General features: G+C 71.3%; 25 protein-coding genes, 1 tRNA gene and 1 pseudogene. 7 read left to right on the forward strand and 20 right to left on the reverse strand.

The window, feature by feature from the left end:
• Positions 1-35 precede the first annotated feature (35 nt).
• Entirely contained in the window at positions 36-1,565 is a 1,530-nt protein-coding gene (locus OO47_RS02700) for an MFS transporter (protein WP_030209404.1), read from the forward strand.
• Between the two features lie 35 nt (positions 1,566-1,600).
• Positions 1,601-2,365, forward strand: a complete 765-nt coding sequence (locus OO47_RS02705; RefSeq protein WP_030209407.1) for a TetR/AcrR family transcriptional regulator — start codon at positions 1,601-1,603, stop codon at positions 2,363-2,365.
• Positions 2,366-2,455: 90 nt separating this feature from the next.
• Here OO47_RS02705 and OO47_RS02710 read toward each other — a convergent pair whose 3' ends face one another.
• Both OO47_RS02710 and OO47_RS02715 read right to left on the reverse strand, forming a co-directional pair.
• Positions 2,456-4,090, reverse strand: coding sequence for an MDR family MFS transporter (locus OO47_RS02710; RefSeq protein WP_030209409.1), 1,635 nt, complete (start codon positions 4,088-4,090; stop codon positions 2,456-2,458).
• 15 nt (positions 4,091-4,105) lie between these two features.
• Positions 4,106-4,549 (reverse strand): MarR family winged helix-turn-helix transcriptional regulator, encoded by a 444-nt coding sequence (locus OO47_RS02715; RefSeq protein WP_030209413.1) that lies wholly within the window; start codon positions 4,547-4,549, stop codon positions 4,106-4,108.
• Positions 4,550-4,751: 202 nt separating this feature from the next.
• Here OO47_RS02715 and OO47_RS02720 point away from each other — a divergent pair, with 202 nt between their 5' ends.
• Complete coding sequence (locus OO47_RS02720; RefSeq protein ID WP_030209417.1) at positions 4,752-4,976, forward strand: hypothetical protein; 225 nt, start codon at positions 4,752-4,754, stop codon at positions 4,974-4,976.
• Positions 4,977-5,372: 396 nt separating this feature from the next.
• Here the strand turns inward: OO47_RS02720 and OO47_RS02725 are convergent, their stop codons facing one another.
• From OO47_RS02725 to OO47_RS02755, 8 genes are all read right to left on the reverse strand, one after another.
• Positions 5,373-6,287, reverse strand: a complete 915-nt coding sequence (locus OO47_RS02725; protein ID WP_030209420.1) for an RNA polymerase sigma factor SigF — start codon at positions 6,285-6,287, stop codon at positions 5,373-5,375.
• Between the two features lie 234 nt (positions 6,288-6,521).
• Positions 6,522-7,367 carry an RNA polymerase sigma factor SigF gene (locus OO47_RS02730; RefSeq protein WP_030209423.1) on the reverse strand — a complete coding sequence of 282 codons (846 nt, stop codon included), beginning with the start codon at positions 7,365-7,367 and terminating at the stop codon, positions 6,522-6,524.
• 223 nt (positions 7,368-7,590) lie between these two features.
• Complete coding sequence (locus OO47_RS02735; protein WP_030209426.1) at positions 7,591-7,884, reverse strand: Dabb family protein; 294 nt, start codon at positions 7,882-7,884, stop codon at positions 7,591-7,593.
• 9 nt (positions 7,885-7,893) lie between these two features.
• Positions 7,894-8,058, reverse strand: coding sequence for a hypothetical protein (locus tag OO47_RS37175; RefSeq protein WP_167345323.1), 165 nt, complete (start codon positions 8,056-8,058; stop codon positions 7,894-7,896).
• Between the two features lie 394 nt (positions 8,059-8,452).
• Positions 8,453-8,537, reverse strand: a tRNA-Ser gene (locus OO47_RS02740).
• A gap of 88 nt (positions 8,538-8,625) precedes the next feature.
• Positions 8,626-9,054, reverse strand: a complete 429-nt coding sequence (tadA, locus tag OO47_RS02745; protein WP_234323065.1) for a tRNA adenosine(34) deaminase TadA — start codon at positions 9,052-9,054, stop codon at positions 8,626-8,628.
• A gap of 95 nt (positions 9,055-9,149) precedes the next feature.
• On the reverse strand, positions 9,150-9,686 hold the full coding sequence (locus OO47_RS02750) for a tRNA adenosine deaminase-associated protein (protein WP_030209433.1): 537 nt from the start codon (positions 9,684-9,686) through the stop codon (positions 9,150-9,152).
• A 404-nt stretch (positions 9,687-10,090) separates the two neighbouring features.
• Positions 10,091-10,300 (reverse strand): hypothetical protein, encoded by a 210-nt coding sequence (locus tag OO47_RS02755; RefSeq protein WP_030209434.1) that lies wholly within the window; start codon positions 10,298-10,300, stop codon positions 10,091-10,093.
• A gap of 92 nt (positions 10,301-10,392) precedes the next feature.
• Here OO47_RS02755 and upp point away from each other — a divergent pair, with 92 nt between their 5' ends.
• Positions 10,393-11,028, forward strand: a complete 636-nt coding sequence (gene upp, locus OO47_RS02760; RefSeq protein WP_030209436.1) for a uracil phosphoribosyltransferase — start codon at positions 10,393-10,395, stop codon at positions 11,026-11,028.
• 4 nt (positions 11,029-11,032) lie between these two features.
• Here the strand turns inward: upp and OO47_RS02765 are convergent, their stop codons facing one another.
• The 4 genes from OO47_RS02765 to OO47_RS02780 form a co-directional block, all read right to left on the reverse strand.
• Positions 11,033-11,662: a LytR C-terminal domain-containing protein gene (locus OO47_RS02765; protein ID WP_033207868.1), complete on the reverse strand. Its 630-nt coding sequence runs from the start codon at positions 11,660-11,662 to the stop codon at positions 11,033-11,035.
• A 135-nt stretch (positions 11,663-11,797) separates the two neighbouring features.
• The gene (locus tag OO47_RS02770; RefSeq protein WP_030209440.1) at positions 11,798-12,094 is read right to left on the reverse strand and encodes a type II toxin-antitoxin system VapB family antitoxin; all 297 of its coding nucleotides are present in this window, start codon (positions 12,092-12,094) and stop codon (positions 11,798-11,800) included.
• A gap of 283 nt (positions 12,095-12,377) precedes the next feature.
• Complete coding sequence (locus OO47_RS02775) at positions 12,378-13,931, reverse strand: M20/M25/M40 family metallo-hydrolase (protein WP_030209443.1); 1,554 nt, start codon at positions 13,929-13,931, stop codon at positions 12,378-12,380.
• Between the two features lie 166 nt (positions 13,932-14,097).
• The gene (locus OO47_RS02780; protein WP_030209445.1) at positions 14,098-14,682 is read right to left on the reverse strand and encodes an RBBP9/YdeN family alpha/beta hydrolase; all 585 of its coding nucleotides are present in this window, start codon (positions 14,680-14,682) and stop codon (positions 14,098-14,100) included.
• Between the two features lie 51 nt (positions 14,683-14,733).
• Here OO47_RS02780 and OO47_RS02785 point away from each other — a divergent pair, with 51 nt between their 5' ends.
• On the forward strand, positions 14,734-15,843 hold the full coding sequence (locus tag OO47_RS02785; RefSeq protein ID WP_051715603.1) for an erythromycin esterase family protein: 1,110 nt from the start codon (positions 14,734-14,736) through the stop codon (positions 15,841-15,843).
• Between the two features lie 9 nt (positions 15,844-15,852).
• Here OO47_RS02785 and OO47_RS02790 read toward each other — a convergent pair whose 3' ends face one another.
• Entirely contained in the window at positions 15,853-16,506 is a 654-nt protein-coding gene (locus OO47_RS02790) for a TetR/AcrR family transcriptional regulator (RefSeq protein WP_078489452.1), read from the reverse strand.
• 295 nt (positions 16,507-16,801) lie between these two features.
• Here OO47_RS02790 and wrbA point away from each other — a divergent pair, with 295 nt between their 5' ends.
• Complete coding sequence (gene wrbA, locus OO47_RS02795) at positions 16,802-17,410, forward strand: NAD(P)H:quinone oxidoreductase (RefSeq protein WP_030209458.1); 609 nt, start codon at positions 16,802-16,804, stop codon at positions 17,408-17,410.
• 24 nt (positions 17,411-17,434) lie between these two features.
• Here wrbA and OO47_RS02800 read toward each other — a convergent pair whose 3' ends face one another.
• The 3 genes and pseudogenes from OO47_RS02800 to OO47_RS02810 all read right to left on the reverse strand — a co-directional run bounded on the left by OO47_RS02800 (position 17,435) and on the right by OO47_RS02810 (position 20,543).
• Positions 17,435-17,722, reverse strand: a complete 288-nt coding sequence (locus OO47_RS02800; protein WP_030209461.1) for a metal-sensitive transcriptional regulator — start codon at positions 17,720-17,722, stop codon at positions 17,435-17,437.
• Positions 17,723-18,015: 293 nt separating this feature from the next.
• Positions 18,016-20,130: pseudogene (locus OO47_RS33220) on the reverse strand (TerD family protein).
• Entirely contained in the window at positions 20,127-20,543 is a 417-nt protein-coding gene (locus OO47_RS02810) for a YciI family protein (RefSeq protein WP_030209464.1), read from the reverse strand. Before OO47_RS02810 ends, OO47_RS33220 begins: the two are co-directional and overlap by 4 nt.
• Positions 20,544-20,710: 167 nt before the next feature.
• Here OO47_RS02810 and OO47_RS02815 point away from each other — a divergent pair, with 167 nt between their 5' ends.
• Entirely contained in the window at positions 20,711-21,340 is a 630-nt protein-coding gene (locus tag OO47_RS02815; RefSeq protein ID WP_030209467.1) for a MarC family protein, read from the forward strand.
• 386 nt (positions 21,341-21,726) lie between these two features.
• Here the strand turns inward: OO47_RS02815 and OO47_RS02820 are convergent, their stop codons facing one another.
• Positions 21,727-23,982: an FtsX-like permease family protein gene (locus OO47_RS02820; protein WP_030209471.1), complete on the reverse strand. Its 2,256-nt coding sequence runs from the start codon at positions 23,980-23,982 to the stop codon at positions 21,727-21,729.
• Positions 23,979-24,653, reverse strand: a complete 675-nt coding sequence (locus tag OO47_RS02825; protein WP_030209473.1) for an ABC transporter ATP-binding protein — start codon at positions 24,651-24,653, stop codon at positions 23,979-23,981. Before OO47_RS02825 ends, OO47_RS02820 begins: the two co-directional genes overlap by 4 nt.
• Positions 24,654-24,700: the final 47 nt, after the last annotated feature.

A 24,700-nucleotide genomic window follows, 5' to 3' on the forward strand; every position in this document is an offset into this window, starting at 1 on the left:
AAATCCATCCCGTACACTGTACAAGGAGTGCTGCCATGACGGCGACGACCGCCGCGAACGAACCGTCCGCCGCCCCCGGCGGCCACCCCCGGCGCTGGCTGATCCTCGGCGTCATCTGCCTGGCCCAGCTCACCGTGCTGCTCGACAACACCGTGCTCGGCGTGGCCATCCCCTCGCTGACCTCGGAGCTCCACGCCTCCACCGCCGACATCCAGTGGATGATCAACGCGTACTCGCTCGTCCAGTCCGGCCTGCTCCTGACCGCCGGCAACGCCGCCGACCGCTACGGCCGCAAGAAGCTCCTCGCCGCCGGGCTCGCGCTCTTCGGCCTCGGCTCGCTCGCCGCCGGACTCGCCGGTTCCACCGCCCAGCTGATCGCCGCCCGCGCGGGCATGGGCGTCGGCGGCGCGCTGCTCATGACCACCACCCTCGCCGTCGTCATGCAGATCTTCGACGACTCCGAGCGGGTCAAGGCCATCGCGCTGTGGGCCACGGTCAGTTCGCTCGGCTTCGCCGCCGGGCCGCTGATCGGCGGCGTCCTCCTCGACCACTTCTGGTGGGGCATGATCTTCCTGATCAACATCCCGGTCGCGCTCGTCGGTCTGGTCGCCGTCGTCAAACTGGTCCCCGAGTCCAAGAACCCCCAGGGCGAGCGTCCCGACCTGGTCGGCGCGCTGCTCTCCACCGTCGGCATGACCGCCGCCGTGTACGCGATCATCACCGGTCCCGAGCACGGCTGGACCTCCGCCGAGGTACTGGTCCCCGCGTGCGTCGGCGTCGCCGTCCTCGCCGCCTTCGCCCGGTGGGAGCTGCACGTCCCGTACCCGATGCTCGACATGCGCTTCTTCCGCAACCAGAAGTTCGTCGGTGCCGTCGCGGGCGCGATCCTGGTCATGTTCGGCCTGGGCGGCTCGCTCTTCCTGCTCACCCAGCACCTGCAGTTCGTCCTCGGCTACGAGCCGCTGGAGGCCGGTCTGCGGATGGCGCCGCTCGCCCTGACCGTGGTCGTGCTCAACCTCAGCGGCGTCGGCCCGCGGATCGTGGTGAAGCTCGGCACCCCGTCCGCCGTGGCCGTCGGCATGACGCTCGTCGCGGCCGGTCTCGCCTCGATCGCCCTCGTCGGCGGCGGCACGGAGAGCAGTTACTGGGGGATGCTCCTGGGCCTGGTCCTGATGGGCGTCGGCCTCGCGGTCTCCAACCCGGCCATGGCCAACGCCATCATGAGCGCGATCCCGCCGGAGCGGGCGGGCGTGGGCGCGGGCGTCAACGGCACCCTCGCCGAGTTCGGCAACGGCCTGGGCGTCGCCGTCCTCGGAGCCGTGCTGAACGCGCGCTTCGCCGCCCTCGTCACCGTCACCGCGACCTCGCTGCCCGCCGCCCTCGCGGCGGCCGGGAGCGACGCCGAACGGGCCCGGGTCTCCGACGCCTTCGCCTCCGGCCTCCAGACCAGCCAGCTGGTCGGCGCGATCGCCGTGCTCACGGGCGGCCTGCTCGCCGCGGCCCTGCTCGGGCGGGCCGAGCGGGCGGAGAAGGCGACGGCCCACAAGACGTCGGTGGCTGCCTAGCATGGTCACGGACCGCTGACAGACGGAGGAACGCGATGGTCAAGGCAGCCGACAGGGCCAAGGACCCGGCGCGTTCCAGCGTCTGGCTGGAGAACCGGGCCCCCCGCCGGGGGAGCGGTCCGGCCGGCCTCGACCGCGACCGGATCGTGGCCGCCGCGATCCGGATGCTCGACGCGGAGGGACTGAACGGCCTCTCGATGCGCAAGCTCGCGACCGAGCTCGGCGTCACGGCCATGTCGCTCTACTGGTACGTGGACACCAAGGACGACATCATCGAGTACGCCGTCGACTCCGTCTACGCGGAGATCGACCCCGCCGCGATCGGCACCACCGGCGACTGGCGCGACCGGCTCCGGACGCTGGCCCTGGAGTACCGGCGGATGCTGGTCCGCCACCCGTGGATGTCGCCGTGCGCCGGCAAGTACCTGAACATCGGGCCGAACTCGGTCGCCGTCGGGGCCAGGATCCACGAGGCGATCCGGGACACCGGACTGCCGGTGCACCGCCGGCCGAGCGCGATGTCGGCGGTCTTCCAGTTCGTGTACGGCTACGGGACCATCGAGTCGCAGTTCCAGCGGCGGGCGGCGGAGGCCGGGATGTCGCAGGACACCTTCTACGGGGAGTCGCTCAGGGCCTTCCGCGACGACGCGCAGTTCATGGAGGCGCTCGAACCGATGACGGAACTCCTCGACGAGCGGGCCTCGCACGGCAGCGTCGACGAGATCTGGGACCGCGACTTCGCGTACGCCCTCGACGTCCTGGTCGCCGGCATCGAGGTGATGGTGGCCCGGGGCGAGTAGGAACACGACGGAGCGGCGGGCCGTCCCCTGCCCGCCGCTCCGTACTCGACCCGGCCGCGCCTCCGCTCGAAGCGCGGCCGGGAGCTTCTCCTACCTGGCGTTCGCCGGGACCTTCTCGTCCACGCCCGCCTTCTCCTCCGCCTTCACCTCGCCGCTCTTGAGGGCGACCTCCTTGATGAACAGCGTCACCAGGAAGGCGAGCAGCGCGAACGGCGCCGAGTAGAGGAAGACGTCCGCGACGCCGTGGCCGTACGCGTCCTCCATGACCGTGCGGATCGGGGCCGGCAGCTTGTCCATGTCGGGGATGCCGCCGCCCGTGCCGCCCTGGCCCATGGCGCCCGCGGCCTTCGGGCCGAGCTCGGCCAGGCCCTCCTTGACGTAGTCCGTCACCCGGTGGGCCATGACCGCGCCGAGCGCCGAGACGCCGACCGCACCGCCCAGCGAGCGGAAGAAGGTGACCACGGAGGAGGCGGCGCCGAGGTCGGCGGGGGCCACCTGGTTCTGGGTGCAGAGCACCAGGTTCTGCATCATCATGCCGAGGCCGAGGCCGAGCAGCGCCATGAAGAGCGCGATGTGCCAGTACTCCGTGTCGTACCGGATCGTGCCGAGCAGGCCGAGACCGCCGGTGGCCAGGGCGCCGCCGCTGACCAGCCACGCCTTCCAGCGACCGGTCTTGGTGATGACCAGGCCGGAGACCGTGGAGGAGACGAACAGGCCCGCGATCATCGGGATGGTGAGGACGCCGGACATCGTCGGCGACTCGTTCCGCGCCAGCTGGAAGTACTGGCTGAAGAAGACCGTGCCGGCGAACATCGCGACGCCCACGAAGAGCGAGGCGAGCGAGGCCAGGGTGATCGTGCGGTTGCGGAAGAGGCGGAGCGGGATGATCGGCTCGCTCGCCTTCGACTCGACCAGGAGGAAGAGTCCGCCGAGGGCGACGGAACCGAGGACCATGACGACCGTCTGCCAGGACATCCAGTCGTACTTGTCGCCCGCGAAGGTGACCCAGATGAGGAGCAGGGAGACGGCGGCGCTGATGAGGAAGGCGCCGCCCCAGTCGACCTTGACCTCGCGCTTCACGACGGGGAGCTTCAGGGTCTTCTGCAGGACGAGCAGCGCGATGATCGCGAAGGGCACGCCGACGTAGAAGCACCAGCGCCAGCCGAGCCAGTCGGTGTCGGTGATGACGCCGCCGAGCAGCGGGCCGCCGACGGTGGCGACGGCGAAGGTCGCGCCCAGGTAGCCGCTGTACCGGCCGCGCTCGCGCGGGGCGATCATGGCGGCCAGGATGATCTGGGAGAGGGCGGTCAGACCGCCGACGCCGATGCCCTGGACGACGCGGCAGGCGATGAGCATGCCGGTGCTCTGCGAGAGGCCGGCGACGACCGAGCCCGCGACGTAGATGACCAGGGCTATCTGGACGAGCAGCTTCTTGGAGAAGAGGTCCGCGAGCTTGCCCCAGAGCGGGGTGGTCGCGGTCATCGCCAGGAGGGCCGCGGTCACGACCCAGGTGTAGGCGGACTGGCCGCCGCCCAGGTCGGTGATGATCTGCGGCAGGGCGTTGGAGACGATCGTCGAGGACAGGATGGCGACGAACATGCCGAGCAGCAGCCCGGAGAGCGCCTCCATGATCTGCTTGTGCGTCATCGGGGCGCCGCCGGAGGCGAGGTTCCCCTCCTTTGCGCTCCCGCCGCGCACACCGGTCTCAGGTGTGGTGCTAGCCATGGACTTCCTTCGTTCTCAAGCGTGGTGGGCCCGGCAGTCCCCGAAGGAATCGCGGAGGCGGGCGAGCAGGGTGGTGAGCAGTTCGACGTCGTCGTCGGACCACTCCGCGAGGGTGCGGGCGAGCATGTCGGTCAGCCGTCGGTCGAGGACGGCGAGCATGGACTCGCCCGCCGGGGTCAGATGGAGGATGCGGGAGCGCCGGTCGGCGGGGTCGGGCAGGCGCTCGACCCATCCGCGGTCCACGGTGTGGGCCACGTGACGGCTGCTGACCGACACGTCGACGGCCATCAGCTCGGAGACGCGGCCCATCCGCATGTCCCCGTGGTGGTTGAGCAGGGCGAGGACGATCGCGGATCCGCCGGGGCACTCGGCGGGCAGGGTCCGCGCGAGTCCGCGCTTCACCGCTCCGATGGCGCTCACCTGGCGGGCGAGGTTCTCGTACCGATTGCCGCTGTCCATCGCGTGCTCCACCGCGTGCTCCACATATCTTGTTGCTTAGGGCAACCATAGAGATGGATGGTTGCTCCAGGCAAACTAAATCGGTCAAACGGCGCTAAAGAATCGGCAAAGGGGGAGCCGGGGAGCCGTGCGCGGCCCCTCGCGCGGGCCGAGGGTCGGCCGGGGTTGGGCGGCCCGCCCGACTTCGCTAGGGTCCTGGCACATGGCACACAACCCCCAAGCACCGTACGGCCAGGGCCAGGGCCCCGAGGGCTCCTACGACCCCGCCGGCAGCACCCAGATGTTCCGCGCCTTCGTCGACGAGGGCGCCCCGCAGCAGCAGCCGCAGGCCGTCGCCGCCTCCTCGGGCCCCCGGGTCGGCCTGATCGCGGGCGTGATCGCGGCCGTCGTGATCCTGGCGGGCGTCGCCTGGCTGGCGCTCGGCTGACCGCTCCGTACGCCCCCTGCGGGCCGGCTCCGCACCGCGCGGACCGGCCCGCTCCTCTTTTTACGGGGTGCCACGGACTTCTCTTCACGGGAAGTCGCGGACGGTACGGGCTCCTCCTTACGGGGGCGGCACGGTTTTCCCGGTCCCGCACGCTCCACGGCCCACGCGCTCGCGCCCGCGGCCCCACGGGCTCAAGCGGTCGCGGAGTCCGGTGACGGGGCGAGCAGCGCGGGCGCACGCAGGATCGGCCGGACCACCGGCAGCGCACGCTCGACGTGCGCCCGCTCGACCTCGCCGACCTCGACTCGGTACGGGCCTTCGCCGGACGGCGAGCGGCCCCCTCGCCGGCGTACCGCCGTCCGAGGGGGCCGTTCGAACAGGCCGTCGGGTGGGGGGTCAGTCGGAGATGAGGCCGTCCCGGAGCTGGGCCAGGGTGCGGGTGAGCAGGCGCGAGACGTGCATCTGGGAGATGCCGACCTCCTCGCCGATCTGCGACTGGGTCATGTTGGCGAAGAAGCGCAGCATGATGATCTGCCGCTCGCGGGGCGGCAGTTTGGCGAGCAGCGGCTTGAGCGACTCGCGGTACTCGACGCCTTCGAGGGCGGTGTCCTCGTAGCCGAGGCGGTCCGCGAGGGAGCCCTCGCCGCCGTCGTCCTCGGGCGAGGGGGAGTCGAGCGAGGAGGCGGTGTACGCGTTGCCGACGGCGAGGCCGTCGACCACGTCCTCCTCCGACACCCCCAGCACGGCGGCGAGTTCGGCGACGGTGGGGGAGCGGTCGAGCTTCTGGGCGAGCTCGTCGCCGGCCTTGGTGAGGGCGAGGCGCAGCTCCTGGAGCCGGCGCGGGACCCGCACCGACCACGAGGTGTCGCGGAAGAAGCGCTTGATCTCGCCGACGACCGTGGGCATCGCGAACGTCGGGAACTCCACGCCCCGTTCGCAGTCGAAGCGGTCGATCGCCTTGATCAGGCCGATGGTGCCGACCTGGACGATGTCCTCCATGGGCTCGTTGCGGGAGCGGAAGCGGGCGGCCGCGTACCGGACGAGGGGGAGGTTGAGCTCGATGAGGGTGTCGCGGACGTAGGTCCGCTCCGGGCTGTCGGCGGCTGCGCCCTCCGCGTCCAGGGCGCGCAGCCGCAGGAAGAGGGAGCGGGAGAGGGTGCGGGTGTCGAGGGCGCCGGTCGTGACGGGCATCGGCGGCGGCGCGGGCTCCGTGCTCTCGGGCGCCGTCGGCGCCGTCGTCTGCGTGGGCACGGGAACGACGGGAACGGGCGTGAGCGTGAGCACCTTGGAGCTGTCCAGTTCTGTGGACATGCCACCCCCTTGAGGTCGCGGACGGTCGCGGTGCCGCGACCATCTGAGGAACGCAGCCACCACCTGAATACCGGCGGCGGGGCTGCGGCAAACGCGGTTCCAGCAGAATGTCACATGTCGGCAACACGCTGTAGTGACTTGTCGACACAATGCCCGCGCATATCCGCAGGAAACAAGGGGTGTTCGGCATCCGGTGCGGTGGGGAACTGCTCCGAACCGGTCTACCCGTTCCGGTTACGCTTCGATCCTGTTTGCGGATCTCAATCGTGCGAAGCTCCGTGCGAGGAGCCTTGACACGTGCATCTGGGAGACGCCGAGTTCCTGGCTGATCTGAGACTGGGTCAAGTTGCTGTAGTAACGCAGCATCAGGATCCGCTGCTCCCTTTCGGGCAGTTGTACGAGAAGGTGCCGGACCAGGTCCCGGTGCTCCACCCCGGCGAGCGCGGGGTCCTCGTAGCCGAGCCGGTCGAGCAGCCCCGGAAGGCCGTCGCCCTCCTGCGCCGCCTCCAGGGAGGTGGCGTGGTACGAACGCCCGGCCTCGATGCAGGCGAGCACCTCGTCCTCCCCGATCCGCAGCCGCTCGGCGATCTCGGCGGTGGTGGGGGAGCGTCCATGAGCGGTCGTCAGGTCCTCGGTGGCGCCGTTGACCTGGACCCACAGCTCGTGCAGCCGGCGGGGCACGTGCACGGTCCGCACGTTGTCCCGGAAGTAGCGTTTGATCTCGCCGACGACGGTCGGCATGGCGAACGTCGGGAACTGCACGCCCCGGTCCGGGTCGAAGCGGTCGATGGCGTTGATCAGGCCGATGGTGCCGACCTGGACGACGTCCTCCATGGGCTCGTTGCGGGAGCGGAAGCGGGCCGCCGCGTAGCGGACGAGCGGCAGGTTGGCCTCGATGAGGGCCCCGCGCACCCGGTCGTGCTCGGGGGTGCCCGGCTCCAGCCCCTTGAGCTGGCCGAAGAGGACCTGGGTGAGGGCGCGGGTGTCGGCGCCGCGGGTGCTCTGGGGGCGCGCGCGGGGGGCCTCAGGGCCGCCTGCCTCGTGCTGGGGCGGGACTTGAGGTGCTGTACTGGCCGGCACGTTCACGCCACCCCTTCGGCTGGTCCTGCTGGTCGACTGGTGTCAACTACGGTCCACTCATCCGTCAAAAGCGGTCATAGCATCACAAGACATGTCCACTGTGTGCAAGCACCCCATAACTACGTGTTGAGGACGCGAGGGAGGGGAAGAGAGGGCCGAATGGGGGCCGGAAAGCGCGAGGCCCCCCGCCGTGACGGCGGGGGGCCTCGGTCGTGACCGGGGGTCAGAACGCGTAGTCGGCGATCACCCAGGTGGCGAACTCCCGCCACTGGGCGACACCCGCCTGGTGGGCGGGGTGCTCCAGATAGCGCTGGAGGGCGTCGGTGTCCTCGACGGCCGAATTGATGGCGAAGTCGTACGCGATCGGCCGGTCCGTGATGTTCCAGTCGCACTCCCAGAAGCGCAGCTCCGGGATCTGCTCGCCGAGTGCCCGGAACGCCTCGACGCCCGCGACGACGCGCGGCTCGTCACGGGCGACGCCGTCGTTGAGCTTGAAGAGGACCAGATGGCGGATCACGGAGGGCTCCTAATTGATGAGTTCGGTCATGAACTCGCCGACTCCCTGGGCGGCGCTGGAAATGCCCTCGAACCCTACCTGGACCAGATCCGCGGCCCGCGCCGGGGACGTGACGATCGTGTACAGAACAAAGACCACGATCGCGTACAGCGCGACCTTCTTCGCCTGCGCCATTTCCGCCCTCCCCTGTTCCCCCGCCGTACGACCGCGCCACTCTAACCGAGCCTTTACGGACCAAGGGCCCGGAGAACGGGGACTTCTGCCGTCCGCCGGAAGGGTGCCGTGCGCGCAGTATGGATGTCGAGCCCGGAGGACCTGGCAGGAATCCGAAGGGCTCCGGAACCGGCCCGCACTGCGGGGTCCGCGCCGCGAGGCTTCCCCGACGGCGGCGCGGACTTGAGGGCCCGGTTCTCACCGGGGGGAGCGGCTTGTCCCCCCGATGCCGCTCCCCCCGACCGACGTCACCTGCCGGAAGGCCCCGTACACCGGTTCCGCGCACCGGTTCCGTACAGCGCCTCCGTACACGCCGAAGGGCCCGGTTCTGATGAACCGGGCCCTTCGATCGAAGCGGTAGCGGAGGGATTTGAACCCTCGGTGAGTTTCCCCACACTCGCTTTCGAGGCGAGCTCCTTCGGCCGCTCGGACACGCTACCGAGAGAGAGCTTAGCCGAAACTCGCGCTGCGATGAAATCCGTATCCCGCCGCAGGTCGGAGGGGGGGGCGGGCCCGTCGGCGAGCGCGTCAGCGGTCGCGGAAGAAGGCCGTCAGCTGCCGGGCGCACTCCTCGCCGAGCACGCCGTGGACGACCTCGGGGCGGTGGTTGAGCCGCCGGTCCCGCACGAGGTCCCAGAGCGAGCCCGCCGCGCCCGCCTTCTCGTCCGGGGCCCCGAACACCACCCGCTCCACCCGGGACTGGACCAGGGCGCCCGCGCACATCACGCACGGCTCCAGGGTCACGACCAGCGTGCAGCCCGTCAGGCGCCACTCCCCGGTCGCCGCGGCCGCCCGGCGCAGGGCGAGCACCTCGGCGTGCGCGGTGGGGTCGCCGGTCGCCTCCCGCTCGTTGTGCGCCCGTGCGAGGACCTCCCCGTCCGGGCCGAGCACGACCGCGCCGACCGGTACGTCACCGGCCGGCCCGGCCGCGTCCGCCTCGTCGAGGGCGAGCCGCATGGCGTCCCGCCAGGGGTCCCGCAGGGGATCCGGTACGGGGTCGGGGTTCGGGCCGGGACCGGAGCCGGTCCCGGGAACAGGTACCGCGGGGGCCACTAGCGGACGGCCTCCAGGACCTCGCCGGCGCCCAGCGCGTCCGCGATCTCCGCGAGCGCGTCGGTCTCCAGGGCGAGCAGTTCGGCCGGCGGCAGGCCGAGGTCCGCGAGGATCAGCCGGTCGCCCACCGGGGCGGCCGGGACGGCCTCGGCGGCCACGGAGCCCGCCTCGTCGTCCTCGTCCCCGTCGGCGTCGAGCGGTTCCCCGTCCTCCGTGCCGTCCAGGTCCAGCGACTCCAGCTCGTCGGCCAGGTCGTCCAGATCGTCACCGAGGATCTCCCGGGTGAGCATCTCCCCGTACGAGGAACGCGCCGCGGCCGCCCCGTCCGAGACGTAGATGCGGGGGTCCTCCTCCCCTTCGATCCGGACGAGTCCGAACCACGCGTCCTCCTGCTCGATGAAGACGATCACCGTGTCGTCGTCCGAGGCGTCGCGGGCCAGCTCGACCAGATCCGACAGGGTCTCCACGTCGTCGAGCTCCGTGTCGCTCGCTTCCCACCCGTCTTCGGTGCGCGCGAGCAGTGCGGCGAAGTACACCTGACTCTCTCCCACTGATCAGAGGTGTGACGTTCCGGTGGCGCGGTCCTGAGCCCCGCCCCCTCGGCATCGTGACAGAAACGGCGCCCGCAGGAGAGGTCTTCGGCTCTTGCGTCGTGCATCAGTCTGAACGTCCCCGCTATCGGGCGGGCGCGCGACCCCGGCGCACTCGGGGGGCGCACGGCCGGGCCCGGCCGGTCGCCGCTGGTCCGGGCACGTTTCCGCCGGTCGTACGGCATCCGGCGGGACGCACCCGTACCACCGGCCCCGGAGGCCTCCCGGGCCCCGGCGCGTCCCCGCGCCCCCCGGGTCCCACCAGAGGGAGGTCCGCGCCCTCGCCGGCGGAAGGTCCGCGCCCTCACCAGAGGGAGGTTTGCGTCCTCGCCGGCGGAAGATCCACGTCCTCACCAGCGGAAGGTCCTCATCCGCATCGCCTGTCGCATCCGGGCGGCCCGGGCGCGCCGGGGTTGCACGCGTTCGCGCAGCGCCTTCGCCTCGTGCAGCTCGCGGAGGAACTGGGCGCGGCGCCTGCGCCGCTCCGCGTCGGTCTCCGTCACCGGGCTCCGGGCCGCCCCCTCGGCGGGTCCCTCGGCCGGTCCTTCCAGGTCGGACATCTGCCACACCACCCCATCACCGGGTCCGTGTGCCCCCACCTTCCCCCAGTGGCGCGGATCGACGCCAGTGCGGGGCGGGCTACTGTTGAGTCATGCGTCTCCACGTCGTCGACCACCCCCTGGTCGCCCACAAGCTCACCACCCTGCGCGACAAGCGCACGGACTCCGCGACCTTCCGGCGTCTCGCCGACGAGCTGGTCACCCTGCTCGCCTACGAGGCCACCCGGGACGTGCGGACCGAGCAGGTCGACATCGAGACCCCGGTCACGACCACGACCGGTGTGAAGCTGTCGCACCCGCGTCCGCTGGTGGTCCCGATCCTGCGCGCGGGACTCGGCATGCTCGACGGCATGGTCCGGCTGCTCCCGACCGCCGAGGTCGGCTTCCTGGGCATGATCCGCAACGAGGAGACGCTGGAGGCGTCGACCTACGCCACGCGGATGCCGGAGGACCTCTCGGGCCGCCAGGTGTACGTCCTGGACCCGATGCTGGCGACCGGCGGCACGCTGGTCGCGGCGATCCGGGAGCTGATCGAGCGCGGCGCGGACGACGTGACCGCGGTGGTGCTCCTCGCCGCCCCGGAGGGCGTCGAGGTCATGGAGCGCGAGCTGGCGGGCACCCCCGTCACCGTCGTGACGGCCTCGGTCGACGAGCGCCTCAACGAGAACGGCTACATCGTCCCGGGCCTGGGCGACGCGGGCGACCGCATGTACGGCTCGGCCGAGTAGGCCCTCAGCACTTCCCGGTCGGAGCGGGCGCGGGCCTGGTCAGGGCGACCAGGGCCGCGTCCGCCGTCGTCTTCGGGGACAGGTTCTTGAAGGCGGTCCCGATGATCAGGTCCACGTCCGCCGTCGCCCGCGTGTCCGTCCTGGTCGTGGCGCCCGCGAGCTGGGTGCCGAGGACCGGGAAGGCGCCCTTGGCGGCGGCGGGCGCGCCGAGGAGCAGTCCGGCGCCCGGGACCTTCTTGTCGTAGGCGGCGGGCGCGTTCCCGATCTTGCCCACCTTGAAGCCGCGTTTCGCCAGCTCGTCGGCCGTCGTCTTGGCGAGGCCGCTGCGCGGGGTCGCGTTGTAGACGTTGACCGTGATCTGCGCGGGCTTGGGCAGGGCCGCGGCGGCCGGTGCGGTCGGGGCGGGGGCGGGTTTGCAGTCGGTCCGCTTACCGGCCGCCGCCTTCGTGCCCGCGTCGCCGGAGAACACGTCGACGAGTTGCAGCGTGCCCCAGCCGGCCGCGCCGAGCACGACCACGGCGGCGGTGGCCGCGAGGACGATCCTGCGCCGGCGGTGGGGGCGGCGCATGCGCGGGTAGACGTCCCCCGTGATGCGGTACTTTCCGCCCATGCCGGGGGGAGTGAGCATGCTCATGAACGCAGCGTAATGCCGCCCGTGGGCGATGCCTACTTGATGATCATGTGATCGCGTCCGGATGGGGCGCAACTGACCCCGAAAGGGTCAGCGACCACCCTTCCGGGCGACCGCCCACCGGCCCGGGGAGGGCCGTCAGTCCAGTTCGAGGACGCGGGCGTGCAGCACCTGGCGCTGCTGGAGCGCCGCGCGGACGGCGCGGTGCAGTCCGTCCTCGAGGTAGAGGTCGCCCTGCCACTTCACGACGTGCGCGAAGAGGTCGCCGTAGAAGGTGGAGTCCTCCGCGAGCAGGGTCTCCAGGTCCAGCTGGCCCTTGGTGGTGACCAGCTGGTCGAGGCGGACCGGGCGCGGGGCGACGTCCGCCCACTGCCGGGTGCTTTCCCGGCCGTGGTCGGGATACGGCTTTCCGTTTCCGATGCGCTTGAAGATCACACGGAAAGCCTACCGGGCGAGCGGCTCCCGGCGCAGCCACGCGCGCCCGGTGGGATGCCTGGGCAAAAGGTGACCAACCGGGAACCGGGTGCTGTCGTGGGTGTGAACGAGCCGCCGTCGGCCCCGGCCGGGGGTCCCTCGACGGCCCCGCGCCCGCCCGCCCGCTGTCACCCGGACGGGCTGCCGGGAGGGACGACCCACGGGCGGAACGGGGCGGGGGCCCTCCTCCGGCGACCCGCGACGGTCTGCCGGAGGAGGGCCCCCGAGGGCCGGCCGGCGCCGCCTACTCGGTGACCTCGTGGTGGTCGTCGTGCAGGCCGCCGCCGCTGCCCGCGTCGCCGGTGGTCGGGACGGAGACGACCGGCTTGCGGAGCGAGGAGATGTCGTGGGCGTAGGTGCCCACGGCGTTGGCGATGACGTCGATGTTGATGTCGAACGCCTTCATGTTGACGTTGCTGAGGTCGTCGCCCTTGGCGTGGTAGTTCACGTCGTACGCGACGCCCGCCTGGCCGCCGAACTTGGCCGCCTGGCCCGCGGTCTTGATGCCCTCGGCGCCGGTGAAGGTGCCGCCGGAGGGGATGCCGACCTCGATGAACGGGCCGTAGTCGGAGCGGCCGGTGAAGTCGGTGCCCTCGTGCGGGTGCCCGTTCTTGTCGAGGAACTCGTTGATGTCCCGCTCCAGCTGGGCCGAGCCCGCGGGGCCCGCGCCCGCGCCGACGCCGTCCGAGTCGTCGCCGTCGTACACGAACAGGCCGTAGTTCGGCGAGGCGATCATGTCGAAGTTGAGGTAGAGCTTGATCTCCTTCTTGTCGAGCTCCGTGAGGTTCTTCACGTGGTGCTCGGAGCCGAGGAGGCCGTTCTCCTCCGCCGACCACCAGGCGAAGCGGACCTTGTTGCGGACCTTGTCCTTCGACGCGGCCAGCTTCAGGGCGGCCTGGAGGAGGCCGGCGGAGCCGGAGCCGTTGTCGTTGATGCCGGGACCGGCGGTGACGGAGTCGAGGTGGGACCCGAGCACCACGGTGTTGGCGGCGTTGCCGCCCTTGGTCTCCGCGATGACGTTGTTGGTGGAACGTATCTGCTGGAGCTGGCGGATCTCCAGGGAGAGGGTGACCGGGCCCTTGGCGAGGTCGGCGGCGAGCGCCTTCCCCTCGGCCAGGGTGATGCCGCCGGTGGGGATCTTCCCGGAGGCCGCGTCCCCGAGGGTGCCGGAGAGGACGCCGTCGGCGTTGTTGTAGATGACGGCGGCGACGGCGCCGGCGGCGGCGGCGTTCTGCTGCTTGACGGCGAAGGCGCAGCCGCCGCGCTGGATGAGCGCGATCTTGCCGGTGAAGGCGCCGGCGGCGAAGTCGCCCGGCTCGCAGCCGGTGGTGGCGTCGGCGTCGACCGGCACGGCCACGAGGTCGGCCTTGACGCCGCCGACCGGGGTGGACTTGGTGTACGTCATGGCCTTGATGTCGAACGCGCGGGGCGCGGGCGAGACGACGGAGGCCTTCTCGGCCAGCGTCTCCGTGTACTCGAAGTCGAACTTCTCGTACCAGACCTGGTAGCCGGCCTTCTTGAGCTGCGTGTACACGTACGCCGCCGAGGCGTCGTGCCCGAGCGAACCGGCCGCGCGGTGGCCGCCGGCCGAGTCGGCTATCGCCTGGAACTTCTGCAGGTGCTTGTAGGCGTCCTTGGCGGTGGTGTCGCGGACCAGCTTCTTCGCCAGCTTGGCGGCATCGCGGGCGGGTGCGGCCGTGGGGTCCTGTCCCGCGGTGGCGGGGGAAGAGAGGACCAGCGGGGCGGCGAGGGCGGCGGCGGCGAGGATGGCCGCGGCTCGGCGCTGGGATGCGTTCACAGAAGTCCTTCCCGGTACGGACGAGGTTGAGGGGAAGTTAGCGATCTCGGGGGCGTTCTGTGAACAGATCCGCCACAATTCCTGCCGGGTCGAACAGGATTGACATCTGGAATTCTCAATTCCCTTACGGGTCGACCGCTTTCGTCGCTTTTGCGCATCCGGCGGCCTATCGGCCCCTCAGCCGCACCGACGGGTCCTCGCACCACTCCAGGACCGAGGGCCAGTCCCCGTACCCGTCGGCGGGGGTGAGGTGTTCGCCGCCCGGTACGCGGTCGGTGTCGAGGCCGAGCGGGCGGCCGTAGTGCAGGTCGGCGCCCTCGGGGCAGTACGGATCGCCGTCCCCGTACACGAGGCGCGCCGCGAGGCCCGTCTCCGTGAGGTCGAGGCCGTCGGCGAAGGCGGCGATCTCGGGGATCGAGGCGGTCACGGGCGGCGAGGGCGGTGCGACGAGCAGCACCCGGTCCGCGTCCGGCCTGCGGTCCCCGGCCCGCAGCCACAGCAGGACGGACAGGCTGTGCGCGAGGACCACGAACTCGCCGTCGGCGGGTCGCTTCCCGTGCTCCTCCAGGGCGTCGAGCCACTCCGCGAGGACGGGCGCGTCCGGCGAGGGCAGCTGCGGGTAGCGGACCTCGTGCCCGCGCTCCCGCAGCCGCCCGGCGAGCCAGTGCTGCCAGTGGCCGGGCGGCCGGTGGTTCTGGAAGCCGTGCAGGATCAGGAAGGTCTTGGCGGCGGTGTCGTTCTCGGTCGTCATGGCGTGATCGTGCGTTCCGGGAGCCCCTGAGGTCCAGATAGCTTCCGGGGTGTGGACGGTCTGGTGGAGTTCGGGGCGGCGCTGGAGGGGGTGCGGGTCGTCGGTCTGGGCGAGTCCACGCACGGGACCGCGGAGTTCTTCCGCCTCAAGCACCGCCTGTTCGAGCACCTGGTGACCGAGCACGGCTTCCGTACGCTCGCGATGGAGGCGAGCGCCTCGGCGGGGCCCGCGGTGGACGCGTACGTCGGGGAGGGCGCCGGCGACGCGGCGACGGCCCTGGCCGGGCTCGGCTTCTGGACCTGGCGGACGCGGGAGGTCCTGGACCTCCTGGAGTGGATGCGCTCCTACAACCGGGGGCGGCCCCGCACGGACCGGATCGGCTTCACGGGGATCGACCCGCAGCGGTGCGGGGCGTCGGTGGCGCACTTCGGCCCGGAGCGCGCGGGGGCCCTGTCCGTACTGGCGGAGGCCCGGCCGGGCGGGCTCCCGGAACGGAGGGCGGAGCTCCTCGCGGCGGCGGAGGCGCTGGAAGCGGGAGTGACGCGGGAAGCGGCGCAGGGGACCTCCGGCGAGGAGGACCGGCGGCACGCCCGCATCCTGGCGCGGGCGGCGGACGTGGCCACGTCCGAGTCCGGCGAGCGGCTGTGGCGGGCCAGGGACGGCCACATGGCGGACGCGGTCGACGAGGCCGTGGCGGCGTCCGGCGGCGCCGGGGTCGCGGTGTGGGCGCACAACGGCCACGTGGGCGTCCGGGGCGCGGCGCTCGGCGCCCGGCTGCGGGAGCGGTACGGACCCGCGTACTACGCGCTCGGCCTCTTCTTCGGCGAGGGCGCCTTCCGGGCCCGGCGGATGTGGCCGGGACCGTGGGGACCGCGCCCGAAGCGGCCGCCGCGGGTGGCGGTGAACCGGATCGGCCCGGCGGGCCCCGGCACCCTGGAGGCGCTGCTCGCGGCCCGCGCGCCGGGCGCTCCGGAGGCGCGGCTGCTCGATCTGCGCTCCCGGGCGGACGAGGAGTGGACGCGGCGGACGTACCGGGCGCGCACGCACGGGGCGTACGTGGCGCGGGTCCTCTACCGCCTGACCACGATGCCGGTGGTGCCGGGCGAGGAGTACGACGGCCTGGCGTACGTACCGGTCTCGACCCCGTCGCGCCCGCTCTGAGGCCCCTGGTCAGGAGTTCTCGCGCAGGGTGAGGAGTTCCCGTACGCCCGCCTTGAGGCGCTCGCCCGAGAGCTCCTGCTCGACGGCCAGGTGGTGCATGACGTCGGGGGAGAAGGGCGCGAGCAGCAGGTGCGCGAGGAGCGCGCCGTCCGAGCCCGGCCTGAGCTGCCCGACGAGCAGGGCGACGTGGGTGTGCATCAGCCGGTACGCGCCGCTGTGGTACCGGGCGCGGGGCGCGGCGGAGTGCGCGGCGAGCAGGATCTCGCGCTGCTCGGCGACCCGGTCGACCAGGGCGTCGAGGAAGGCGTCGAGCCGCTCGGCGGTCGGGGCGCCGGGCCCGAGCGGCGGCGGGCCGCTCATGTACGCCTCCTGGAACCGGCGCTCGCGGTCGTCGAGGAGCGCCCACAGGAGCTGGGAGACGTCGCCGAAGCGGCGGTAGACGGTGCCGACGCCGATGCCGCTGGCGTGGGCGACCTGGTTCATGGTGACGGCGTCGGGACCCCGCTCGGCGACGATCCGGGCGGCCGCGTCGAGGATCCTGCGCCGGTTGCGGGCCGCGTCGGCGCGCTCGGGGGCGGGGGCGTCGAGGGTGGGGAGCAGGCCGGACACGGGCGCCACCGCCCGCTCCTCGCGCTCTCCGGCCCGCGGGTTCTCGGTGCTCATCTCTGCGGACTCCTGCCCTTCTGCCCTTGCGTGCGTACGTGCCTGCCTGCCTGCCTGCGTGCGTGCCTGCGTACCTGCCTGCGTGCCTGCGTGCGTCCCTGCCCCTGGGATCGAGCATACCTGCCCCCCTTGCAAAACGGATTCCTATCCGATTAGCCTCGCCCAAGGAAGCGGATAGCGATCCGCTTCCTCCGGGCGGCCTGTTCCCGACCGGCCGGACGCGGGAAAACCGTCGCGCAGCGATCGAAAAAGCGATCGAAGAAGCAATCGAGAACGTGATCGAGGAGAGTCCGTCATGTCCGTCAAGGTCGCCGTCATCCACTACTCGGCCACGGGTACCGTCCACCGCCTCGCCCGGGCGATCGCCGAGGGCGCGGAGAAAGCGGGCGCCGAAGTGCGCCTGCGCCGGGTCCCCGAACTCGCCCCCGACGCCGCGATCGACGCGAACCCGGCCTGGCGCGCCCACGTGGACGCCACCGGCGACGTGGAGGTCGCCACGCTGGAGGACCTGGAGTGGGCGGACGCGTACGCCCTCGGCTCCCCGACCCGCTTCGGGAACGTGGCCGCGCAGCTCAAGCAGTACATCGACACGTCGGGCGGCCTGTGGCAGCGGGGCGTCATGGCCGACAAGCCCGCGACCGCCTTCACCAGCGCCCACAACGTCCACGGCGGCAACGAGTCGACGCTGCTCGCCCTCTACAACACCTTCCACCACTGGGGCTCGGTCATCGTCTCGCCCGGCTTCACCGACCCGTCGGTGTACGCGGCGGGCGGCAACCCCTACGGCACCGCCCACCCGGGCGCCCACGGCGCCCCCGCCGAACACACCCTCGCCGCCGCCCGCTACCAGGGCGAACGCCTCACCCGCATCACAAAGCGCCTGAAGGGCCTGGCGGACGCCTGAGGTTCCCCGGCGCCCGGCGGGGGATCACGCCAGGGACAGGAACAACTTCTCCAGCCGGGCCCGCATCGCGTCGCGGTCCTCGCCGTTCTCGCGGCCGCCCTCGACGTCGGTCAGGCACTGCTGGAGACCGGTCGCGATGATCGCGAAGCCGGCCCGGTCGAGGGCGCGGGAGGCGGCGGCGAGCTGGGTCACGACCTCCTCGCAGTCCCGGCCCTCCTCGATCATCCGGATCACCCCGGAGATCTGGCCCTGTGCCCGGCGCAGCCGGTTCAGTACGGCCTTGAGCTCCGCGCCCGCGAGATCGAGTTCCACGACGTCTCCTCAACAGATACCCCGGGGGGTGATGTACTCCCCGGCCCGGGGCCCCGTCCTCGTCAAGGATGACATTCGAAGAAGCGAACCGACGGCCGACGTCTCCCGACCGGCCTCCCACCCCGGCCCCTCCGACTCCTTCGACCACCCGGCCCGCCGGTCTCCCTCCCGCCCGGAACTCGGCCGATGCCGGCGGGTTCGGCCGGTGCCGGCGGGTTAAGCCGACGCCGACGGGTTCGGCCGACGCCGGCTGGCTCAGCCGATGCCGACGGGTTCGGCCGGTGCCGGCGGGCTCAGCCGACGCCGACGGGTTCGGCCGCCTGCCGCGTCCGGGCGGGGCGTCGCTGCTCGAACTGCCCCAGGTGGGTGACGACCGACCCGTAGAAACGGTCGACGGCGTGGTCGACGCTGCGGATGAACCCCGTCTCCGCGCTCCCCCGCCCGCTGCCCATCCCCTTGAAGAGCGAGAGGCGGAAACCGGTGATGGCGGCGCCGTCTCCGGGCAGCAGGTCGCCCGGCTCCGGCCGCAGCCGCTCCAGCGTTCCGCGCGGCCCGTTCCGCCCGTCGAGCAGGGTCTCCACGTGGAGGTCGGCCGGGGCCTCCTCCAGGACCCGCAGGAGGCGCTTCGCGACCGAGAGCGGATAGGCGCCGTCCGGGGCGGGCACGTCCATGGACGTGCGGATCTTGCCGGTACGGATCGGCCGTGACGGACAGGATGCTCCGCGCGCCGTCGACCCGTACCTCCGCGGACAGCTTCCCCTCCTCGCAGAGCCGGTCGGCCAGCTCGGCGCGGCGGGACTCCGGGTCGGTGCCGCGCCGGGCCCGCTGCACGGGCAGCGCCTTCTGCCCCAGCTCGCCGCCGAGCCGCAGGCAGACCTGGCGGATCGGGCGCTCCCAGCTCTCCACGACCTCCACCGCGCGCGGGTCGCCCTGGCACAGGGTCTCGGTGTCGATGCCGTCGCGCACGGGAACCCAGGCCGGTCCCATGTTCTGGAAGCCGTGGCAGCCGGAGTTCTCGTGCTGGAGGTAGTGGAGCAGCTCCTGGAGGAGCCAGGCGTGCGCCGCGTTCCCGACGCCCTCGTGCCGGATCAGCATCTGGGCCTGGTGGGCGACCTCCGCCCACGAGAGGTGCCACAGCGACACCTTGTGCTTGCGCCGCCCGTCCGTCTTGACCGTGACGAGGGGGCTGCCCTCCAGGGCCACGTCGTTGGACAGGGTGATGACGGCCTCGTACCCGCGCCGCGCGGCGATGTCCATGTAGTTCTGGACCTGCTCGGACCTGAGCGGGTTGCCGTTGGTCTTGGTCTCGACGAGCGCGGTCCAGAGCTTCCCGGCCCGTTCCGTGCGGATGACGCCGTCCGGGCGCTTCGGGCTCTCCCCGTGGGGAGCGACACCTCGGTGAACGTCTGCATGCGGCCCGCGGGCGCCCCGAACCCGGCGGTGAGGCGCCGGCCGAACTCCGGGACCTCCGCCATCACGGAGAGCAGCACCGACGTGGCGCGCACCTCGCGTTCCCGGTCGCTCTTGTAGGAGGGCACGGGGAAGAGCCGGGCGGGCCTCCAGGAGTCGTTCTCCGCCAGTGACTTCTTCGGCGCCCTCGGGATCGTGACCTTCTTCTTGGCCGTACGGGTACCACGACGCCGACCGGAGGCCGGGGCGGTGCCGCCGGCCGGGGCGGTACCGGGGGCCGGAACCGACGCGGCATCCGTACCGACGCCGACGCCGACGCCGACGCCGACGCCGACACCGAGGGCGGGGGCTGGGACCCGCTGCACCGGGATCGCGACGGCGGTCTCTTCAACCCCCGTACCACCGATGCCTTCCCCGGCCGTGCCGCGGCCCTCCCCGGACTCGGCTTCGACCTCGGCCTCGGTCTCGGTCTCGACCTCGGCCTCGACCTCGACGGTGATGCCGAAGTCGGTGGCGAGCCCGGCGAGCCCGGTCTCGTACCCCTGGCCCACGGCGCGGAACTTCCACTCCTCGTTCCGCCGGTAGAGCTCGCCGAAGATGAAGGCCGTCTCGACCGTGGCGTCCGTGATGGAGAAGCCGAGCAGCGGCTCGCCCGACCCGTCCGTGAGCGTCAGGCGCAGGTCGTCCAGGTCGCCGAAGCGGGCGCCGCCGTCCCGGCTCGCCGCCACCACGATCCTGACGACGTCCTCGGGGATCGCCGTGAGGTCCAGGCTGATCCGGTCCTCGCTGCCGTTCTCCGTCGGGACCTTGCCGAGGAGCTGCACGCTGCCGTCCTCGGCGGCGGGACGGTTGTAGAAGTCGGCGTCGCCGCGCACCTTGCCGTCGCCGTCGAGGAGCAGCAGCGAGACGTCGGCGTCGCCGTCGCCCGCCGCACTGCTCCAGCTCAGCCCGACGACGACCGCGCCGGTGAGGCCCGCCCCGTCCCATCCCGGGATCAATCCGGACTCGGCCCGCCCTCGTCCACCGGCCGGACGACCACCGGGTACACGGGGGAGCCCTCCGGGGCCGGACAGCGGGCCACCTGCGCGGCGATCTCGGTCACGCGCTCCAGGGAGGCGCACTCCAGGAGCCAGTAACCGGCGACGACGCCCTCGGCCGTCGCGTACGGGTCGTCCGTGACGACCGCATTCCCGGTGTCGTCCACCGTCACGAAGCGGGTCGTGGACGGGGCGGCGAGCCCCTGGGCGTCGAGCATCTCGCCGCTCGCGGTGAGCTCCTCGTTGATCGCGTTCATGTGGTCGAACATCGCCTGCGTCCCCGCCCGGTCCCAGCCGGGGCTGTCGGCGGACCCCTGCCCCGCCATCGCCTCGTAGTCGGCCTGGGACCCCTGGACCATCACCAGGTACTTCATGAAGCCCTCCTCGTTCGACGCGCGCCCGCGCGCCCGCGTATCCGGGCGCGGCACGCGACGCCCCGCCCTCTCCGCAGCACAGCCGGAGCCGGGCCGCCGCGCCCGACACCGCGCGGACGCACACCCGAAAAACGGGAGAAATCACCCGGCCGCCTCATGATGCAGGCGTGAACGCATTCACCTTCTCCGCCGCCTTCATCACCTTCTTCTCCGTCGTCGGCCCGCCGAAGGTGCTCCTCTCCTTCGCGGGCCTCGCCCAGGTCCACCCGGCCGACCAGCTGCGGAAGATCGCCCTCATCTCCTCGGCCGCGGCCGTCCTCGTCGGCATCCTCGCCGGCGTCACGGCCCCCTGGCTGCTCGACCTCTTCCACATCAGCACCCCCGCCCTCCAACTGGCGGGCGGCCTCATCTTCTTCCTCTACGCGGTCGGTCTCGTCCTCGGCGTGCACCTCGGCTCGGACGGCCCCCACCAGGACGCCCCCGACCTGGTCAGCGGGGTGCGCGAACTGCTCATGCCGTACGTGGTGAGTCCGCTCGCCCTGACGGCGGTGCTCATCGAGGCGGCGGCCCGCTCCGGATTCAGCTGGCGTTCGACGGTGGTCGGGGCGTACGTGGCGGTCATCGCCCTCGACCTGGTCTGCGTCCTGCTCCTGACCCGGGTCCTGCTCCACACCCACCACGCCACGATCGAACTCCTCGGCCGCCTCCTGGGCCTCCTGCTCGCCGCCGTCGGCGTCGACCTGGTCCTCGACGGCCTCTCGGACCTGGGGGTCCCGGGCCTGGACGCCCGACACTAGGAAGCGCACGGGAGGAAAGACCGGACTCCCCACCCCCACCCTCCCCGAGAGCCGACAAACTGATCGGCGACAGAGGTGCGGGCGCAGAGGGCGGAGCGTCCGCGGCGATGGGCGGCGACGGCGTCCGCGGAAGCGGCAGTACGGGGCTCCCCGTACGGCCCCGAAACCGCGCGCCGGACAGGCGGACCGGGGCGGACGAAAAGGGACGGGGAGGAGCAGCAGCCCGGAACCGGCCTGACCAGGGGTGAGCGCGCAGAGTGCCGTCGTCCCACCGTACGGTCTCGTGGAACTCGCCCGGGCCCCGGACCGAACCGTGCTCGACGACCTGCCCGACCCGAGGGAAGCCATCGGCCTCCAGGACCTTCCGGACGCGGGCCCAGCAGACTTCAATCCCGTCGGATGTGCTCGGGATCGATGTGCCGTCGCACCATGGGCACGGAGGCGAGCGCGGCCGCGACCACCACCCCCAGCGCACAGGCGAACAGCAGGGGCAGCCCCTCCCAGTCCCAGTGCACGGCCCCGCCCCCGGTGATCAGATAACTGGACTCGGCAAGCCACCCGGCCACGATCGCCGCCCCCAGCCCCACCACCAACGGCAACACCACCTGAACCACCTGCACCGCCCGCAATGTCCCGGCCCGCGCCCCCAACAACGCGAGCGCAGTCACCTGCCCCCGCCGCTCCATGGCCCGATCAGCCACGGACACGACGAACGCAGCCACCCCGATCACCAACCCGAGCACCATCCCGACGACGAGCAGACTCCGAATCACGGTCAACTGCGCAAGCGAGTCGATCACAATCCCCACGGGCTCCACAGACGCGGTCGGAGCAACGGCCCCGATGCCGTCAAGGACGGAGCGGACGGTGGCGGGGTCGGACGAGCTGACCAGGACAAGGTTGGCATTTTCGACATGAGTTCCTCGGGGAAGCAATGAGGGCGGGATGAGGAGGCTTGGACCGTTGACTTCGGAGGGGTCGTAAAACTGAGCGGCGACAGTGGCTCCAGGTACGGTGATTCCCACCTTTCGCCCATCGCTCAATAGGAATGGAAAAGTAATTCCAGGCTGGGCGTCCTCATCGAAAAGGAAGTCCGGGTCCTTGAGAAGCATTACTTTGTTATCGATGCATCCGCGAATGGACTTGCTGAAGGCTGCCACCTGGGAGCACGTGGCGACGATACCTCCCACACGCGGCCGGTCCTCCTCGATGTTTCCATCCCACGAGTCGACAGACAGCGCATGGGCATTCACTCCGTCCAGATTGGTGAGCTGTAAGTGCTGTTGGGGGCTCAACTCGGAAAGGGAAATCCTATACTCCTGGACGGGGGCTGTCCGCCGACTCACCTGATCCAACTCGATGAGGACGCCCTGAGTAAGCGAGGCGCCGAACAGGAGCAGTACGAGCCCTGTGACTACTCGCAGCGCACTTCCTGGATCGACCTCTGTCCGACGCATGGCCAGCGTCAACGCCAGGGATTTCGATGCCGAAGCAAGACGTTGCGAGATCCATGCCGTGATCGGCGCCAAGCCGAGTGCAAGCCCTGCGCCAGTCATCAGGACAGCGCCAGGAACCAGTACGGCACTCGCGGGCCCACCCGACGGATCTCGCCCCATCGCACTGAGCATGCAATAGCCACCGATGACCCCGAGGCCCGGAACAAGGAGCAGCGTCCCGTATTTCTTGGGGGGCTTGCGCTCCCCGGTACGCCGCACATTGATGGGTGACAACGCGGCTTGCTCCGCACCGACCCGGCTCACGATCGCTGCGAGGGCCGGACAACCCAACAGACACACAACCAATGTGGTCGCCTCGGGCCGTCCGTCCGCCGGATACCAGTGCAGTCCGGGCAGGCCGACGCGGGCCATGGCTTCGTTTACTGCGAGATACCCCAGAAGTCCCAGGACAGCCCCGAGGAACGCAGCCGCCACGCTCTCCCCGGCATTGACCCGCAGCGTGTCCTTCCTGCTGAGTCCGACGAGTCGGAGCGCGGCGAGGCGGCGCGCACGGGACTCGCTGGACAGCCGTGCGCAGACGGAAAGGAAGATGACGAGGGGGAGCAGCACGATGCACCCGAGGGTGAACCGCAGGATGTCGAGGGTCGAGGGGTCGATGAGCTCATGCTCTGTGTACGAAGACCCGAAGCGGCCCAACGGCCTTGCATCACTGAGCTCGGTGGGAGGCACACCGATGTAGGCGTACAGGTCGTCAGGCCCACTCAGCCCCGCCGGTGCGATGGTGCCGATCACACGCCCGGGTACAAGCCCCGCAGCAGGAGGGTTGGCCACCAGGACCTCTGCCAGCTTCGGCGAGACGATCGCTTCTCCCGTGCGAGGAAGTTCCTTCACTCCGGGAGGAGCGGGCACGGGGCCGGTCCCCGTACGTCCGATGAAAACCCGACGCAGGCGCTGTGAGCCGTAGGGGTCCAGAAATTCCTGGTAAACGGCGTTCTTGTTGTTTCCCGGGTGCACGGTTCGAGCTGTCACGCGGGCGTCATTGGCAGCGATGATCGTGGGAATGGTGAGGGTGGCGGCGAGACAACCCACCCCGAGCGCCGCCCCGAGCGACATCAGCAGAAAACGGATCCGCCCCCTGCGCCCACTGCCCCACAGCAGGCGCATCCCGAGGAGGAACGGGTTCACACCGCCACCCGCTGTGCCAGAACCCCGTCCGTCATCGTGTACTGCGTGTCGGCCTTCGCGGCGACATCGGCGTCATGCGTGACGATGACCACCGCGGTCTTCTGCCTCCGCGCGAGCCGAAGGAATTCATCCAGCACGGCGGCCGCGTTGACGCTGTCGAGCGCCCCGGTCGGTTCGTCCGCGAACACCACGTCCGGCCGGTGCACCAGCGCCCGGGCAACCGCCACACGCTGACTCTGCCCACCCGACAGCTTCGAGGTCCTGCGCCGCACCAGGTCGCTCATCCCGAGCCGCTTCAACACCTGGCCGGCCATCGCGTGGGCATGATCCTTGCTGATCCCGGCGAGCCGGAGAGGAAGCGCCGCGTTCTCCTCTACGGTCAGCTCCGGCAGTAATTCCCCGTACTGGAAGACGAAGCCCAACCGCGTACGCCGCAACGCGCTGAGCTCCCCGTCGGGCAGGCAGGACAGCCGCTCCCCGTCGAAGGTCACCGCCCCGTTGGTGGGCGGCAGGACTCCGGCGAGGCAGTACAGCAGCGACGACTTTCCCGACCCGCTGCTGCCCATGATGGCGGCCACTTCGCCGCGCTGGAGCGTGAAATCGGCACCGATGACAGCCTGCTGGGTACCGTAGAAGAGATCCACGCCTTCGGCGCGGAGAATGACGTCCATTGTTATGCGTGCTCCTAATTGGCGCGGGAACCGCTGTAGCGCGGCTC

Origin of the sequence: Streptomyces bikiniensis (assembly GCF_000716625.1) — a bacterium.
In the GTDB taxonomy this organism is placed as follows: domain Bacteria; phylum Actinomycetota; class Actinomycetes; order Streptomycetales; family Streptomycetaceae; genus Streptomyces; species Streptomyces bikiniensis.

Coding starts and splice junctions, on each gene's coding strand:
- OO47_RS02700 (WP_030209404.1), top strand. CDS start 36: ATGACGGCGACGACCGCCGCGAACGAACCGTCCGCCGCCCCCGGCGGC.
- OO47_RS02705 (WP_030209407.1), top strand. CDS start 1,601: ATGGTCAAGGCAGCCGACAGGGCCAAGGACCCGGCGCGTTCCAGCGTC.
- OO47_RS02710 (WP_030209409.1), bottom strand. CDS start 4,090: ATGGCTAGCACCACACCTGAGACCGGTGTGCGCGGCGGGAGCGCAAAG.
- OO47_RS02715 (WP_030209413.1), bottom strand. CDS start 4,549: ATGGACAGCGGCAATCGGTACGAGAACCTCGCCCGCCAGGTGAGCGCC.
- OO47_RS02720 (WP_030209417.1), top strand. CDS start 4,752: ATGGCACACAACCCCCAAGCACCGTACGGCCAGGGCCAGGGCCCCGAG.
- OO47_RS02725 (WP_030209420.1), bottom strand. CDS start 6,287: ATGTCCACAGAACTGGACAGCTCCAAGGTGCTCACGCTCACGCCCGTT.
- OO47_RS37175 (WP_167345323.1), bottom strand. CDS start 8,058: ATGGCGCAGGCGAAGAAGGTCGCGCTGTACGCGATCGTGGTCTTTGTT.
- tadA (WP_234323065.1), bottom strand. CDS start 9,054: ATGCGGCTCGCCCTCGACGAGGCGGACGCGGCCGGGCCGGCCGGTGAC.
- OO47_RS02755 (WP_030209434.1), bottom strand. CDS start 10,300: ATGTCCGACCTGGAAGGACCGGCCGAGGGACCCGCCGAGGGGGCGGCC.
- upp (WP_030209436.1), top strand. CDS start 10,393: ATGCGTCTCCACGTCGTCGACCACCCCCTGGTCGCCCACAAGCTCACC.
- OO47_RS02765 (WP_033207868.1), bottom strand. CDS start 11,662: ATGAGCATGCTCACTCCCCCCGGCATGGGCGGAAAGTACCGCATCACG.
- OO47_RS02780 (WP_030209445.1), bottom strand. CDS start 14,682: ATGACGACCGAGAACGACACCGCCGCCAAGACCTTCCTGATCCTGCAC.
- OO47_RS02790 (WP_078489452.1), bottom strand. CDS start 16,506: ATGAGCACCGAGAACCCGCGGGCCGGAGAGCGCGAGGAGCGGGCGGTG.
- wrbA (WP_030209458.1), top strand. CDS start 16,802: ATGTCCGTCAAGGTCGCCGTCATCCACTACTCGGCCACGGGTACCGTC.
- OO47_RS02810 (WP_030209464.1), bottom strand. CDS start 20,543: ATGAAGTACCTGGTGATGGTCCAGGGGTCCCAGGCCGACTACGAGGCG.
- OO47_RS02825 (WP_030209473.1), bottom strand. CDS start 24,653: ATGGACGTCATTCTCCGCGCCGAAGGCGTGGATCTCTTCTACGGTACC.